Genomic DNA, 16,053 nt, shown 5'->3' with positions numbered 1-16,053 from the left:
TACAATTACTTAGTAAAGGTGTATTCCTTCTTTACGAAGTTGTTTGAACTTTCCTTAATTGGCTGCAAAATGTTCTTTTTCACTTACTTTTTATCATTTTTAAGTTCCGTAGCTACGGCTATGCAACTAAAAAATGATTTCAATTAAGCAAAAAATACCTATTTTTCGCTTCAATCAGAAAAGTTTAAACCACTTCTACATAAAAATACAACTAAGTATTGAGATAACCAAAGGAAGGCATTAGGCCATCTCTCTAATATTTTTAATTCGTTGTAATAAAGTAGGGTGGGAGTAGTGTACAAAAACCATTGCCGGATGGGGAGTCAAATTGTTCAGGTTGTTTCGGGATAATTTTTTTAAGCTAGTAATCAAGGCTTCACCAGAATAGGTTTCTTTTGCATAACTATCTGCCTGAAACTCAAATTTTCTGGAAATATAATTCATTAAAATTCCTGATATTTCTGAAATAGGACTGTACAGAATACCGAAGACGACTAAACCAATATGAAATGAAGGTTCTGCAATATTTAAAGATTGTGATAATAGTGAATTGTTGATACACAGTGAAAAAAGATATAAGGTAAGTGCCGTTACCAGCATTGAAATCAGTAGGTTAATTACAATATGTTTTCTTTTAAAATGTCCAACTTCATGGGCGAGTACGGCGACGATTTCTTCTTCATCCAGATCATTAATTAGGGTATCGTATAAGGTAATACGCTTTTCACTCCCTAGTCCGGAAAAATAAGCGTTTGCTTTAGTACTTCTTTTAGAACCGTCTATTACATAGATATCTTTTAATCCAAAGTTTACCTTTTCGGAATAGGCTTCAATAATATTACGTAAGGATCCCTGTTCTAGCGGGGTTTGTTTATTAAAAAGCGGTACGATTAGTTTAGCATAAAACATATTCATAAGAATAGCAAATCCGGACATTAATAACCAGGCATATATCCAGAAGTCTTCTTTAGTTTGTAAATAGAACCAGGTAATTGCTGCGAGAATAGGTCCGCCAATCAAAACCATCATGATCAGGCCTTTTAACTTATCAACCCAAAACGTTTTAGGAGAGGTCTTATTAAAACCAAACTTTTCTTCGATCACAAAGGTGCGATAATACGAGGAGGGGATAGAGAGAATATCACTAACAATGACAATACTACCAAAAAACAATAAACTCACTATAATTTCATTGGAACTGATCATACGAACCCAACGATCCAAATAAGCGAAACCATCCATAAAAAAGAAAAGTAATACTATCAGTAGGGAAGTCGCTGAGGTAACAATTTTAAATTTATAATTTACCTTTTTATACGACAGTGATTTCTGATATTCCTCTGTAGGATAAACATCTTGAAGTTCTACCGGAATTTTCTTTTTATAATGCCTTGCATTTAATACATCAATACAGGTTTCAATAATAAATTCAATACTAAGAATACTAATAATAATATAAAATAGAACCTGGGGTGTCATATCTAATTATCGGTTTTGTAGGGAACGTTGACGTCTTGCTTCAAATAGTAAAATACCAGCGGTAACGGATACATTCATAGAATCAATGGCACCGTGCATCTCTATTTTTACCACTTGATCCGCTTCCTCAATCCAGTCCGAAGATAAGCCTTTATCTTCTGTTCCTACTACAATTGCCGTAGATTTTTGATAGTTAACTGTGGTATAATCAATTGCATTTTGCAAAGCGGCACTTACAATTTGAATATTATTTTTAGATAAGAATTTTATAATTTCGTTTGTAGTGCCTGTGGCAATTTGATTGGTAAAAATACAGCCTACACTGGAACGTATCGTGTTAGGATTGTATAAATCAGTTCTGGGGTTTGCCAGGATAAATGCACTCGCACCTACCGCATCCGTAGTTCTTAATAAGGCTCCGATATTTCCAGGCTTTTCAGGTGCTTCGGCTACAAGAACTAATGCGTTATTATTTAGTAAGGTGAGTGTTTCTAACTCATGGTTTTTAGCTTCGGCTACGATTAGCATACCTTCTGTAGTATTGCGATAGGCTAATTTTTTAAAAATTTCAGAAGATATGCTAATCAACTGAGGTGTAGTTGAAGCCTTATCAAAAAAGGTTTTGAGCTCTTTATAAGTTACAAAAGAGGGACAATAATATATTTGTTTAATCTTATAATTTCCTCGTATTGCTAATGATAGTTCTCTTTTTCCTTCAAATATAAAAGTACCGGTATTTTTACGTAATCTGGCTTTTTGTAAGAGTTGAACTAAATGTTTTATATGTTTGTTCTGAAGGCTGGTAATTTCTTCCTGCATTTTACAAAGATAGCAGAGTTCTGCTTATTATCATTGATTTTGTAGCGAACAATGGGCATTTAGTCTTTCTTCAATTTCTTTTAAAATATGGGGGAGCGAATCCTGTAAATTCAAATATTTGGTCATTATTAACGGTTGGGTACTTTCGGTAAGCGTTACATTTTCAAGATCCTGTAGATATTCAGCTTCTTTATAGATTCCAAAGGTGTGATAACTGGATTTAATTTTATGTGCGGTTTCTTTTATCATTATCTGATCAGCAGCTTTTAGATACTTTCTAAGGTCTTCAAAGTCCTTTGGTGTTTCGTTCATAAACATTTGTAAAACCGAACATATGGAATTAGGGTCATTGCGGAAGGTACTTTCAATAAAATTAAAATTGCAATAGGTATATTTCTTCTGCTTTGAGACTTGTGGTGTTTCGATCTTTAGCCTATTCATTTGACGAACCCTGGTTCTTACAAGTGGTTTGGATTGTGTAATGGTAGCTAATAATTTTTCTAATGCTTCTTCGTGAATGGGTTTGGTCAGGTAATAATCCATCCCGACCTCTAGTGCAGCCTTTTTTGCTTCCGGATATACGTCTGCCGAACAACAAATTACCGGAATATTTCTAATTAAAGGATTGGTATGATTACGGATTACCGAAGTGGTTTCCAGTCCATCCATGACTGGCATATGCATGTCCATTAAAATGACATCAAAAGTATCGTTTTCTAATAGTTGTAAAGCTTCTACACCATTCATTGCTACGGTAGCACTCAGATTCCAGTTAGTGAGTAGTTGATTAAGAAAAAAACTATTCATCTTATTATCCTCTACTACCAGGATTTTCATCTTCTTAGGAAGGTCAGTTTGTACCCTAGAAGAATTCTTACTATCTTTTTTTGTAACTGGAATGAATTTACTTTGCTCATAATTCAGTTGGAAGGTAAAAGTTGATCCTACATTAATAGTACTTTCTGCTTCCAGAATTCCTCCCTGCAATTCGATCAATTGTCTTGAAATTGACAGTCCTAAACCGGTTCCTTCAAACTTGTGCTTACCCGGAGCATGTACCTGGTAAAAACTTTCAAAGATCCGTTCTAGTTTTTCTTCTGGGATACCTAATCCGGTATCGATAATAGAAAATTGAATTCGCATTCCGGAGAAAGTGGTTTCCTTCAGTTTTATCTGTAGAGTGACACAGCCATGTTTTGTAAATTTAATAGCATTACCTAGCAGGTTGGTAAGAATCTGATGTAAACGATGCTGATCTCCTTTGATAAACTTAGGTAATTCAGGGTCAATTTCTGTTTTAAATTGAATTCCTTTTTCATGAGCTTTTATTAAAAACCCGCGGGTTAAATTATCAATAGATTCTAAAATATTAAAATCGGAAGGTTGAATGGTTAATTTACCGGCTTCAATTTTAGAAAAGTCTAATATATCGTTAATTAAAACCAGTAGGTTTTCGGCAGAATATTTAATTCCATCCAGGTTTTTCTGATCTTGTTCTATATTAGAAAAACCACTTTTTTGCAGGATATTCGTTAAGCCTAAAATAACGTTAAGCGGAGTTCTGATTTCATGACTCATATTAGATAAGAACGTAGCTTTTGCCAGTGCGGATTTTTCGGCTATTTTTTTTGCTTCTTTAATTTCCAGTTCAATAATTTTTCGATCGGTAATATCCCTAAAAAAACTATTAAATAGTACTTCACCTTTTACATGTATAGCTACAATTGTTAATTCTACATAAATCTTGCTATTATCTTTTAAAATTACCTCTCGTTCAATTCGTTTATTTATAAAATCCCCTTTTCCTTTAGTTACATAATCAGAAAAGCTGTTTTTTAATTGTTCTCTTAACTTACGGGGAACAAGCCTGTAAATACTTTTGCCTATGGTTTCTTCCTTTTTTACTTTTAAAATATTTTCTGCCTGTTTGTTCCAATCTAACACAATACCTTCCTGATCAGAAAGAATGATACCGTCCATGGCGGTATCCAGTATTCTTGCCTTTATTCGCTCACTTTGTTTTAGGTCTTCTTCAATACGATCACGCTCTTGTATTTTATCGTTTAACTGGTCATTAACCTCTTCAATACTTACTAGCTGATTCTGTAACATCCGTAGCATATCAGGTTTACTGGGGAGGTTTATCAAATTGGTTCCAAAAATCTCTTTGGGGATGACCTGCAACAAACTGGTAAAAGAATCTAACAAAAAATAAGACTTAAAAAAGTATTGATATACTTCCAGATACATTGTGGTAGTATCAGTAGTGCCAAAAACTATCAGGGCACTTTGATAAATTTTTAAACTTAAAGCATTGAACTTCTCCGGATTGTATAAAGTAGTAAAACATTCTTGCTTACAAAAAGGTTCTAGTTTGCTTTTAATTTCTGAAAAGGCGGGGTGGTTATAAGAGTGACCTATCTCACTAAATTTATTTAACAAAGTCATTTGAAAAAGGCCACAAAGTAATTTTTCTTGTTCTTTAAACGGTTTAAAAATTAAATTGAAGTTTGTATATTTTAAGACTAGAGGAAAATTAGTTTCAATATAGGTTCGAAGCGTCTTTTTAGTTTCTCTCCTTTCCATACAGGAATTAATAATTACCTGTTCAAGGTCCAAATAGAGTTCCGGGAGTAAAGAAATCTTATGCGAAAGAGAAGCATTATAAAATTCCTGAACTTTGACAGATATTGTTTCAGAATTGTTGTTAACCTTGTAAATAGTACATAGTTTTTTTATGAAAATATCTACATTATGTTCTTCAGAACTATGAGTTCTAAAAAGACTAGTATGAATAAAACGTTCCTTAAACCAATTTACAAGCATAGCATTCCCTTTATTTTATTTTTTAAAGGCAGTAAGTTTTAAAAAATTAGATAGAAGTGTGAAAGACTATAAGCAAGATTCTGTAGGTAAATATATTAAAAATATCCGTTAAAAACATAAAAACATCGATTAAATGCAATAAATATTAAAAAAACATAATTAATATTAACATATTATTAAATGTGTTTAAAGAAAATTTGGGTTATAATCTTAATGAATAGTAATAGTTCCTACACTTAAAACTTAGTTTAAAATTCAATTTAATGTAAGTAATTTTTTAGAAAAGAAAACCTATTGTTATTTTTCAAATTTATTTTTATGGCCAAATAAGGTGAAAGCGGCATATATGCTGGCAGCATTTAAAAAGGTTCTGGGAAGTCGGGTATCTTTTGAGATATTTCGGGTAGTAAAAAATCGGACCCCTATTTTTAGACGTCCCGCTCCGAATCCGCCACCATAAAAATAATGGGTAATTGCATTTTGTAGCTCAACATTTTCTCCAGCTGGATTTAACTCTGAATTTAAATTAATATCTACTGCGATACCCCCTTCCAGAAACAAGGTGAATTTTGGATTTAAGTAAATGTGAAACCTGGGGGCTAAGGCTAAACTTAAGGCTTTATAATCCAGTGTATATATTATATTCTCAGTTCCGTCTAGTATAAGATTTCCTTCCATAGAAAAAGACTGATAGGTAGCTTCCAGGAAAAAACTTAAATCGACTTTTGAAAACGGAATAAAAGATTCAATAAATGCGCCATACCTGGGTGAGAAAGAATCTTTATAATTAATAACCTGGTCTGATGTCTGTAGTGCCAAGTGGTTAAACCTACTCAAATTAGCTGCCGCAATAACACCTACCCGTGTTTGATTAATTTTCCTTCTCAGTACATAATCAATGTCGTTGCCTTTACATTCATTATAGCTTACGAAGTAGTTTTTAAGGTCAGTAAGGTTATAGCCTACTTTTTCCGGCATTAAATTTTTACAATTTGCCATGGTTTTAAGCTGATCAATATATTTTTTGTTTTCTTTAGGTATTATCTTTTCACCTAAATCTTCGGTTGTATCATCTTCGTAAAACACTTTGTAAATCAAAAGTTCCGGATATACGTTAGAAGTATTGGTATAGAAAAAACGATGTACATTGTTTTGAGAATATTGGTACAATGAAGTTTCACTCTTTACTGCTAATCGTAAAAATACTTTTCTGATTTTTAAATTTGGGTTTTCAGATCGGGTGGACTTTCCTAGACTATCACCATTTAAATCAAATTTTAAGATATACCGTTTAAACCGGTAATCTTCACCTACGGAAAATTCTTTTATATCTTCAATTGAAGCTGTTTGTACATTAGATGAAATGGTTTTTTTCCATTCAAATTCTGTAGGGCTGTCTTGCCAGGGTAACTTTTTAATAAGAGCTTCCGTTTTTACTCCTGAGTTATCTATAAAATATCCGGCTTCATATAAGCTTTGGCCAACTGCAGTAAAGACACTAAAAAATAAGAAAAACAGTAGGTGAAATAATTTCATAAATTTAAAATACTCAGATTGTGTAACCAACAAATATAACTTTTTTGTTAATATATTTTTAATTTCTGGTAATTAGTATAAAACAAAAACAAATCAAAAACGGCTTTCGAATATGTATATGTATATTTGCAAATTGTTTTTAAATTTTAAAATTTGCACACATGCAAGATGGGCTATACGCTAAGATAAACACTGAAAAAGGAGATATATTGCTTAATCTCGAATTTGAAAAAACTCCGGGTACTGTAGGTAACTTTGTTGCTCTGGCAGAAGGAAATATGGAAAATAAGGCAATTCCTCAAGGAAGACCGTATTACAACGGATTAAAGTTTCACCGGGTAATTCCTGATTTTATGATTCAGGGTGGAGATCCGCAAGGTACCGGAGGCGGTGGTCCTGGTTATAAATTTGACGATGAAATTCATCCGGAATTAAAGCATGATGGACCAGGTGTTTTATCTATGGCAAATGCTGGTCCGGGAACTAACGGAAGTCAGTTCTTTATTACCCATACGGAAACTCCGTGGTTAGATGGTAAACATACCGTTTTTGGAAAAGTAGTAGAAGGACAAGAGGTAGTAGATAAAATCGCTCAAGAAGATAGTATTAAATCTATTGAAATTATTAAGAAAGGAAGTAAAGCGGAGGCGTTTAATGCAGTAGAAGCCTTCCGTTTATTTAATGGTGCTAAACAAGAGCGTGAAGAACAGGCACGTAAGGCGTCCGAGCAAAATTTGGCTTCCCTCAGCGAAGGATTTATAAAAACCGATAGCGGTCTTAGGTATCAAATTATTCAAAAAGGCTCCGGAGATAAGGCAGAAAAAGGAAAGGTAGTGTCTGTTCATTATAAAGGTAGTTTACCGGATGGGACTGTTTTTGATTCGTCCTACAAAAGAAACCAGCCTATTGATTTCCCGTTAGGACAAGGTCAGGTAATTGCCGGATGGGATGAAGGTATTTCTTTATTAAATGTAGGTGATAAAGCAAGGTTTATCATTCCTTCACATTTAGGGTACGGTAGCCAGGGAGCAGGGGGAGTAATTCCTCCTAATGCTATTCTAATTTTTGACGTAGAATTAATGGCGGTCAAGTAACCATATAGTAAATACTATTAAAAGGTATTTCTAATAAGTATTAAAACCAATTTACCATGATGTAGGTTGGTTTTTTTTGAATAATATAGTTGAGAAAACAGGAGAAACTATCTTATCGATACAAACACAAGTCAATAGGATTGATAATGCAAGTCCGCTAATAGATAATAGGACAGTATTGGATTATTTAGGATAGCTATTATTTCCCCAATCCAGTGATACATATAATGGCTAAGATATTTATTTTCATGAAGTGAGATAAACAGCAAGAATAGAACTGGTGATCAGATTAGTTATTCTAATCTCAGTAATTCAATATGGGTAGCACGTTGTTGTTGAGTTTTCATAGGTGAATAGGACACCAATTTCCTTTAAAAAGTATTAATCTTTTGATTCATGCAGGTGCAAGATATATAAAATATTCAAAGAAGGAGGCTTAATTTTTAAGACTTTGAATATTTATAGTTAATTCCTTAAAGGCTAGAAAATTATTCCGGATTTAGCGTAACAATATGGTAAGCTTGGATTGTAATTTTAATAATTATCCTCATATTTGTATTTCTACTAACTCACACATAGTCCTAAGGTAAATGAGAATAATAACGGGTGCTTTACTTTTATTTTTCTTACATGAAGAAATAAGGGCACAACAAGCAGTAAGTCCCATTGAAGCAATTAAAGATAAAATTGAAATTATTGAGAATTATGCAGCATCCGAACAGATCTATCTGGATCCTGAAGAATTCTTAACTAAAATGCCTGACCATGGCGCAGAATTAATTGGTTATTACGAGTATAATCAGTTAAAGAAAATTATTAAAAAAATAGGGGTTCGTAAAGCTATGCTTAAAACTACCTACTATTTTTCCGGAGATCAATTGATTTACGTCCTATATGAACAGGAAGAATATCTCAAAGTTAAAAATCCCGATGGAAGTGTATCGAGAGATTACGACCAAACCAATATAAAATATAGGTTGCATCGCTACTTTCAGGCTAAAAACGAATTTAAAAAACAGGAAGATGGAACTCCTATACCCGATATTGTTCCTGAAGAAGTATCCATTGCTTATGTAGATAAAATGAAGCGGTTACTTGACAATAAATACTACAATAAAGATACCTATAATTCACTACAAGGTCGGTGGCAACAAACGGATTATGAAGAAAATATTGTTGTTTTTGATGAAACAACCCAGATTATTTTAAGAAATAAGAAATTTTTTGAAAAACGTCGAGTTACCATTACCGACGGTATCATGTCCTGCAAATCAGTTAATAGTGATATAGTTTATAAATATGAAATTGTATCTATAGACGAAGAACTGCTTAAGCTTAAGGATTTACAAAACCAATCCGAACATATTGAAATCACTTTTGTAAAACAGTAATATGCTAGAAAGATTAAAATATCCAATAGGTAAATTCGAATGTCCTGACACCATTTCAGAAGATCATATGAATAACTGGATTAATGATATAAAGAAGTTACCTAAAGAAGTAATTGATTTAGTAAACCATTTTACAGAAGAACAATTAGAAACTCCATACCGCAACGGAGGTTGGACAGCGAGACAGGTGATACATCATCTTCATGACAGTCATCATCACGGTTATATAAGATTTAAATGGACTTTAACGGAAGAATCTCCTACAATCAAAGCCTATTATGAAGACCGCTGGGCAGAATTATTTGATTCTAAAAAAGCTCCTATCCAATTATCCTTAGATTTATTAAAGGCCTTACATGCCAAATGGGCTTATTTTTTAGAAGGCTTATCCTTTAATGAGCTACAAAAGCATTTTGTACATCCGGAAGGAAATATTAAAATTTCTCTAGCAGAAGATATCGGTATCTACGCCTGGCATGGAAAGCACCATCTGGCGCATCTTCAAATTATTGCGGATAGTAAAGGTTAAATTAATGCTCAAACCTAATGATTTTCCCGATACCTTATAATATTCTATCTGGTGATATTCCGAATTAATTGCAAGTAGGATAAATTCAGACTTACTTCCACTTAATATTACAACCGATACTGGGTTTTTGTGGTTGTAGAACCTGTGCATTTCTAAGTACTGCATCCAGGGCACTACGCAAGTCCCTGCCATTTACCGGAATACTATTACCCGGACGGGAGTCATCCAATTGACCACGGTAGATTAATTTTAATTCACTGTCAAATAGGTAGAAATCCGGAGTACAAGCAGCATGGTAGGCTCTTGCAACATCCTGACTTTCGTCATATAAATATGGGAAAGGATAATTATTCTGTCGGGCTGTTTTCCACATTAAATCTGGCGCATCCTGAGGATAATTCAGAATATCATTACTACTTATAGCAACAAAACCAAATCCCTGAACCCTATAATCATTAGCAATCCGAACAATTTCTTCATTAACATGAAGCACAAAAGGACAGTGGTTGCATATAAACATGACTACGGTTCCTTTAGCGCCTTTTACAGAAGCTAATGATACCAATTCATTACTTACCGTATCTATTAAGGTAAAGTCAGGAGCAGTAGTTCCCAACGCTAACATGTTAGATGCTGTCGTTGCCATAAAAGCGATACTTTAATTTAAAATCTTTACTCTTACGAATTTATAATATTTAGATGAACAAATAGAGTGTCATTTAAAGAAATAAAATTTCAGCTTGCTATTTTACTGCATAAACCAGTTTCATAGTAATTGAAGCTGTTTTTTCCTTGGCGGTTGTATTAAATGTACCACCCCAAGAGTAGTCTTCTTTAGAATTCTGTCCCGTAATTTGAAAAATACCCATTTTTGCAGACTCAAGTTTCCCAAGCTTTCCACCGGAATTTTCAGCGATACTTTCTGCCCGGGTACGCGCATCTTCTGTAGCTCTTGAAATCATTTCTATTTTAAGATCCGATAGTTTGGTATAATAATATCGAGGCGCTTGTGAATATAAATGAACTCCTTCGTTGAGCAATTCTGTGACTTCCCTTGAGATTTTTTCAATTTTATCAACCTCTTTAGATTCAAGTTGAACGTTTTGAGAAAGCCGATACCCGTCAAATTCATCTCCCGTATAAGTTCCGGTATTCGAAAATTTTTGCCGGGTTGCCCGGGTGGTCTGTACCGCGGAGAAAACGATATTCTCTATCGCAATTCCTTTAGAAACCAGATACGTTTTTATCCGTTCCTGATCATTTTTTAAAGTGCTGTATGCCTGTTTTAAATCAAAATTTTTAGTAACAAAATTACCTTCCCAAACGACCAAATCAGAAGTGAAATCAGTTGTTCCCAGTCCGGTAACCTGGATAGCACCATTGACTTTAGCTCTTTTAATATAAGCATTACCTAACAATAAGGCGGCTAGTACGATAGCAACTCCGAAAATGATTGCGGTTAGATTAGATTTCATATGCTATTTTTACATTAATTTGTCAAAGAATATTGTGTTCATCAACAGTTTGTTCGTACCATACCAAAAAGCACGAAAATTCGTATTGTCCGTAAAATACATCACCTTCCCTTTTCCTAAGTTACTGTAAACAAAAGGTACCGTATTAGCGATCTCCGCAAGATTTTCCTTACTAATATACCCGCTTAAAAGAGGTTGGTTAACATATTGAATGGGGTTTTTAAAACTTTGTTCATCAGGTTCCATAAAAATGGTGTTTCTTCTGAAAAGAGGAAGTGTGGCATCAGTATATCCAAAAGCTATAGGGTGTGAGCGATCAATTTTTGCCCTAAAAATAGCACCTCCGATACGTTGCGCTCCAAAATAATCCGCTTGTTGTTCAAAAGAAATATTAGTTGCTTTTCTATCTGTCTTTTTTATTACCGGATTTATCATATTATGACGTTTTAAAAAATGTACGCTACTATCATATCCGATTAAGGTGCCACCCGAATTTGCCCAGTTTCGTAACACTTCGGCTTCTGCCGTATCAATCTCTTCTTTGGGGTCATTTACTAAGATAATATGGGTATATCGATTAAGGTCTTTCTGTTGAAGATGAACCGTAGAGAGTTTAGTAATAGGAATTTGAAAACGTTGATCCATTAAATGCCAGATTTCTCCAGCATTATAGGGTGATATTCCATCTCCGACAAGTAAAGCAATTTTAGGTAATTGCAAAGCTTTAAATTGCCTACTACCCAGGTCAATTCCTTCGGTTAAACCCGTACTTACGGAGTAACAAGGGATTTTATATTTTTCTGACAGTTTTTTAAGAAAGGTATAAACTTCGGTTGTACCCATTTCCTGATTAGTGGCAGGGATAAATAAAGAACCATAATCAAATGTTTGCTTATCTATCGCAAAGGGTCGTAGTCCTGTTTTTACCCTTAGCCCGGAACTTTGAAGTTGATATAGCAATGCCGGACTATAATATTCATGCCATTCTATAACATAACCGTACGTACTTTTGCTGAAAGGTTTAGGCTGATATTCGATTTTCTTTACAACTTCGCTGTTTTTAGTATATGTTGCTTTTGTAGTTTTCGTATAATCAAGATTAAAGGCTAGAGGTAAGGTCCAGGCGGAAATATCGTAAAAAAGACTGTCTTGAAAAGTAGTCCTTTTTTCAAAAATAGCTTCAATTAGCGTGGATTGTCGTTGTTTTTTAGGAATTACAAAACTCTGATCACTTTTAAAACTTTTAGAATTGATACTTAGATCATTTTGTAATGGGTATACATCAATTTTATGCTGTTTTAAAATATCTATAAAATGGTGTAAAGAAGCTTGATCTTTTTCTTTGGATATGACATAAGCACTGTTGTCGCTATTTTGTAATGCGGTTTTAAAGAAATTTTGCTGATAGGTTTGTAAGGATGATTTTAAACTTAGTCCAGCTTTTAAAGTAGACAAAAACGTCGAAAACTGGTTTTTAATGGTAAACGGAAAAGTAAGAATACCATTATCACTTTCTTGTGCATGCCCTCTAGAACTTGCCTGTTCAAAAAGAATACCTATCGCCCCATGAATATCCGGAAAAGTAGATCCCTTACCGTAGTAATAATCGTCATAATCTTCTTCGGTATAATATAAAGAACCTATAGAATCCAGGGCTTTAGCATGAAATTCAGCGATATCTCTAGTTAACTTTTGATTTTCACCGGGAGTCAGGGGATGCGTTCGGGTAGGAATACCGGGTTGAAAGAAGAAACTGCTATTAGTTCCCATTTCGTGGTGATCCGTTAGTATATTCGGATACCACTGGTGAAAAGTTTTGATCCGGACTTTAGATTCCGGTAATTGCACGGGTAACCAATCCCGGTTCATATCAAACCAGTAATGATTAGTACGCCCACCCGGCCAGACTTCGCTATATTCTCTATCTTGAGGATCAGTACTAATGTTTTTATTTTTATGCATATTCGCCCATTGCGAAAAACGTTGTAATCCATCCGGATTAAAGGAAGGATCAAATAATATGACTGTTTTGTCCAAAAGCTTATCGATAAAACCACCTTGCGCAGCAGCCAGGTAATAAATAGCAAGTAAAGAAGCATTTGATCCACTGGGCTCATTTCCATGAATTGAAAATCCCTGATATACAATTAAAGGTAAGGTAGTATCTATTTGATCAGAAGTACCTTCGATTTGTTTTAAGTGCTGTGTCCGGATACTTTCCAGATTACCCTGATTTTTTTCTGAAGTTACTGTAAGCAACAACAGCGGTCTGTTTTCAAAAGTTGTTCCTCTATTTTCCAAAGTAATCCGGGGAGAAGCTTTTGCCACTGCTTTCATATAAGAAACCAACTGGTCGTGACTTACATGCCATTCTCCGGGGACATAACCAATCACTTCTTGTGGAGTAGGGATGGCGGTGTCGTAAGTTACCGTATCAGGTAGGTAGTAATCCAAGTTTAGGTTAGTTTGTCCTATAAGTTTTAAACTGATCACGCTGAGAACCAGAATTAGCATTTTTATTTTCATAAATAAGGAAGAGTTAAATGGTGCAAAAGCCTAAAATAGAAAAAACCGCTTCTGGGAAGAAGCGGTTTGTATAAGTTTAACAGACTGGTGTCCTAAATATCATCAAAATTTACATTCGTAAAACTTTCCGTGGCCCCCACTGGTAATTCTTCTTTAGAATGATTTTGGGTAAATTCTTTTTGAAAATCTTTCTGGTGTCTCTCGCTTATGACTTCTTCTCCTTTTTCATTGACAATATAATCAGTCATTTCGTTTAGGATTTCGGTAAAACCAGCAAAGTCTTCTTTATAAAGGTAGATTTTATGCTTTTTATAGTGAAAAGAACCATCGTCATTGGTAAATTTCTTGCTTTCTGTAATCGTTAGATAATAATCTCCAGCCTTTGTGGATCTTACGTCAAAGAAATATGTCCTTCTTCCAGCCCTTAAAACTTTTGAGAAAATTTCTTCTTTCTCTAACATGTCATGATCACTCATAATCCTATCTTCTTTATTAATTAGTCTAATTTGTAGTTGTTTCCAAAAATCTAAAAAAAATGCGGATCGGGCAAAAAAAACTCAAATTTCTTTTTCTTTTAACTGTTTTTCATAAAGTTCATGATAATAACCTTCTTTGTTAACCAACTCATTATGAGTTCCTTGTTGTATAATTCTTCCTTCTTCCAATACAATGATTTTATCAGCATTTCGAACGGTAGAGATACGATGACTTACTAAAAATGTAGTAGTATTCTTTGAAACTTTATGTAAATTATGTAAGATTTGTTCTTCGGTTTCCGTGTCTACGGCAGATAAGCAATCGTCAAACAATAAAATTTTAGGATTTTTAATGATTGCCCGGGCAATAGATACTCGTTGCTTTTGTCCACCCGATAAGGTAATACCTCTTTCTCCCAGAACCGTTTCGTACGTTTTTTGAAACTTTTCTATGTTTTTATGGACTACCGCATCTTTTGCCGCTACGATAACCTCATCCAGAGAAGCATCTTCCTGACCAAAACGAATGTTGTTTTTAATACTGTCGCTAAACAAAAAAGCATCTTGGGGTACATACCCTACCGCTTCTCGTAAAGTAGTTAAATGAACCTCCGGCAGTGGCGTACTATCTATTAGAATAGTTCCTTTTGTAGGATCGTATAACCTTCCGATTAAATCCAGGATAGTAGATTTTCCTGAACCTGTCTTTCCAATAATTGCCAGGGTTTCTCCTGGACTAACTGTAAAATTTATGTTTTTTAAAGCGGTAATATTAGTGTCATCATAAGTAAAGGTGACATTTTTAAAACTAATTTTACCTTTGAATGTAATAGCCTGGGGCGGAGTAACCGGTTTTAAAATTTCAGGTTCTTCCTGCAGAAATTCGTTAATCCTGGTTTGAGAAGCAGCCGCCTGCTGTATGATAGAAGATACCCATCCTACCGTAGCCACTGGCCAGGTAAGCATGTTAACAAAGATGATAAATTCCAGGATAGTTCCCAGGTCAATCTTTCCATTAATATATTGGTTACCGCCGATATAAATAACGGTAAGATTACTTAGCCCAATTAATAAAATCATCAAAGGAAAAAATAAAGCCTGTACTTGAGCCAGATTTACATTTTTAACTTTACTCTCATTGGCCAATGAAGTAAATCCGGAATGTGTTTGCCCTTCAATGCCGTAAGCTTTAATCACCGCAATCCCACTAAAAGATTCCTGGGTAAACGTGGTAAGTTTTGAAAGGTATTGCTGTACAATTGTAGTTCTTTTATGGATCAGAACGCTTAATTTATAAATAAGTACGGATAATATTGGTAAAGGAAGAATAGTATACATAGCTAATAGGGGAGCACTATTAAACATATATCCAATGACTACAACAAACATAGTTAAGGTATTTACCCCATACATAATAGCAGGCCCTACGTACATACGTACCTTGCTTACATCCTCACTAATTCGGTTCATTAGATCACCTGTTCGGTTTTTTTTATAGAAATTAAGTGATAATTCCATATAATGCTGGAACACTTCATTTTTTAGGTCAAATTCAATGTTTCTGGAAACCACAATAAAAGTCTGACGCATTAAAAAAGTAAATAAGGCGGTAATCAATGCAGCACCTAGCAAGTAGCCGATATTAAGTAAGAGTCCGCTTTTTACTTCGGCAATACTGGCAATTTCCCCGTTTAAGTATAATTCTACCTCATTTACGGAATTACCTACTAATTTAGGTACAGCAAGTGAAAATAAACGAGCTATAACAGTAATTACTACACCTAATAAAAGACGTAATTTATATTTTTTAAAGTATTTATTTAAGTGACTAAGTTCCTTCATGAACTATTATTGAAAAATTATCGAATTAAATCTATTTTACTTTAATTATATGTAAAAATT

12 protein-coding genes are annotated in these 16,053 nt (G+C 34.1%); 3 read left to right on the top strand and 9 right to left on the bottom strand.

Going from position 1 to position 16,053, the window contains the following annotated elements:
• Positions 1-240: 240 nt before the first annotated feature.
• The 4 genes from NBT05_RS16090 to NBT05_RS16075 form a co-directional block, all read right to left on the bottom strand.
• Positions 241-1,479: a M48 family metallopeptidase gene (locus NBT05_RS16090; protein WP_265770915.1), complete on the bottom strand. Its 1,239-nt coding sequence runs from the start codon at positions 1,477-1,479 to the stop codon at positions 241-243.
• 6 nt (positions 1,480-1,485) lie between these two features.
• Positions 1,486-2,298, bottom strand: coding sequence for a TrmH family RNA methyltransferase (locus NBT05_RS16085; RefSeq protein WP_265770914.1), 813 nt, complete (start codon positions 2,296-2,298; stop codon positions 1,486-1,488).
• A 30-nt stretch (positions 2,299-2,328) separates the two neighbouring features.
• Positions 2,329-5,124 (bottom strand): PAS domain-containing hybrid sensor histidine kinase/response regulator, encoded by a 2,796-nt coding sequence (locus NBT05_RS16080; RefSeq protein ID WP_265770913.1) that lies wholly within the window; start codon positions 5,122-5,124, stop codon positions 2,329-2,331.
• Positions 5,125-5,421: 297 nt separating this feature from the next.
• Positions 5,422-6,660: a hypothetical protein gene (locus NBT05_RS16075; protein ID WP_265770912.1), complete on the bottom strand. Its 1,239-nt coding sequence runs from the start codon at positions 6,658-6,660 to the stop codon at positions 5,422-5,424.
• Between the two features lie 161 nt (positions 6,661-6,821).
• Here NBT05_RS16075 and NBT05_RS16070 point away from each other — a divergent pair, with 161 nt between their 5' ends.
• The 3 genes from NBT05_RS16070 (at position 6,822) to NBT05_RS16060 (ending at position 9,674) form a co-directional block, all read left to right on the top strand.
• Positions 6,822-7,754, top strand: coding sequence for a peptidylprolyl isomerase (locus NBT05_RS16070; protein ID WP_265770911.1), 933 nt, complete (start codon positions 6,822-6,824; stop codon positions 7,752-7,754).
• A 590-nt stretch (positions 7,755-8,344) separates the two neighbouring features.
• Positions 8,345-9,145: a hypothetical protein gene (locus tag NBT05_RS16065; protein WP_265770910.1), complete on the top strand. Its 801-nt coding sequence runs from the start codon at positions 8,345-8,347 to the stop codon at positions 9,143-9,145.
• A 1-nt stretch (position 9,146) separates the two neighbouring features.
• Positions 9,147-9,674, top strand: coding sequence for a YfiT family bacillithiol transferase (locus tag NBT05_RS16060; protein WP_265770909.1), 528 nt, complete (start codon positions 9,147-9,149; stop codon positions 9,672-9,674).
• Between the two features lie 91 nt (positions 9,675-9,765).
• On the opposite strand, the gene NBT05_RS16055 is transcribed toward NBT05_RS16060, so the two are convergent.
• From NBT05_RS16055 to NBT05_RS16035, 5 genes are all read right to left on the bottom strand, one after another.
• The gene (locus NBT05_RS16055) at positions 9,766-10,320 is read right to left on the bottom strand and encodes a thioredoxin family protein (protein ID WP_265770907.1); all 555 of its coding nucleotides are present in this window, start codon (positions 10,318-10,320) and stop codon (positions 9,766-9,768) included.
• A 97-nt stretch (positions 10,321-10,417) separates the two neighbouring features.
• A complete protein-coding gene (locus NBT05_RS16050; protein WP_265770906.1) occupies positions 10,418-11,149 on the bottom strand; it encodes an SIMPL domain-containing protein in 732 nt (243 codons plus the stop codon).
• A gap of 9 nt (positions 11,150-11,158) precedes the next feature.
• On the bottom strand, positions 11,159-13,675 hold the full coding sequence (locus NBT05_RS16045; protein ID WP_265770905.1) for a M14 metallopeptidase family protein: 2,517 nt from the start codon (positions 13,673-13,675) through the stop codon (positions 11,159-11,161).
• Positions 13,676-13,767: 92 nt separating this feature from the next.
• The gene (locus tag NBT05_RS16040; RefSeq protein WP_265770904.1) at positions 13,768-14,151 is read right to left on the bottom strand and encodes a PUR family DNA/RNA-binding protein; all 384 of its coding nucleotides are present in this window, start codon (positions 14,149-14,151) and stop codon (positions 13,768-13,770) included.
• An 81-nt stretch (positions 14,152-14,232) separates the two neighbouring features.
• Positions 14,233-15,993, bottom strand: coding sequence for an ABC transporter ATP-binding protein (locus tag NBT05_RS16035; protein WP_265770903.1), 1,761 nt, complete (start codon positions 15,991-15,993; stop codon positions 14,233-14,235).
• Positions 15,994-16,053: the final 60 nt, after the last annotated feature.

This window comes from Aquimarina sp. ERC-38, assembly GCF_026222555.1.
In the GTDB taxonomy this organism is placed as follows: domain Bacteria; phylum Bacteroidota; class Bacteroidia; order Flavobacteriales; family Flavobacteriaceae; genus Aquimarina.
This window is presented reverse-complemented; position numbering and strand designations above follow the sequence as displayed.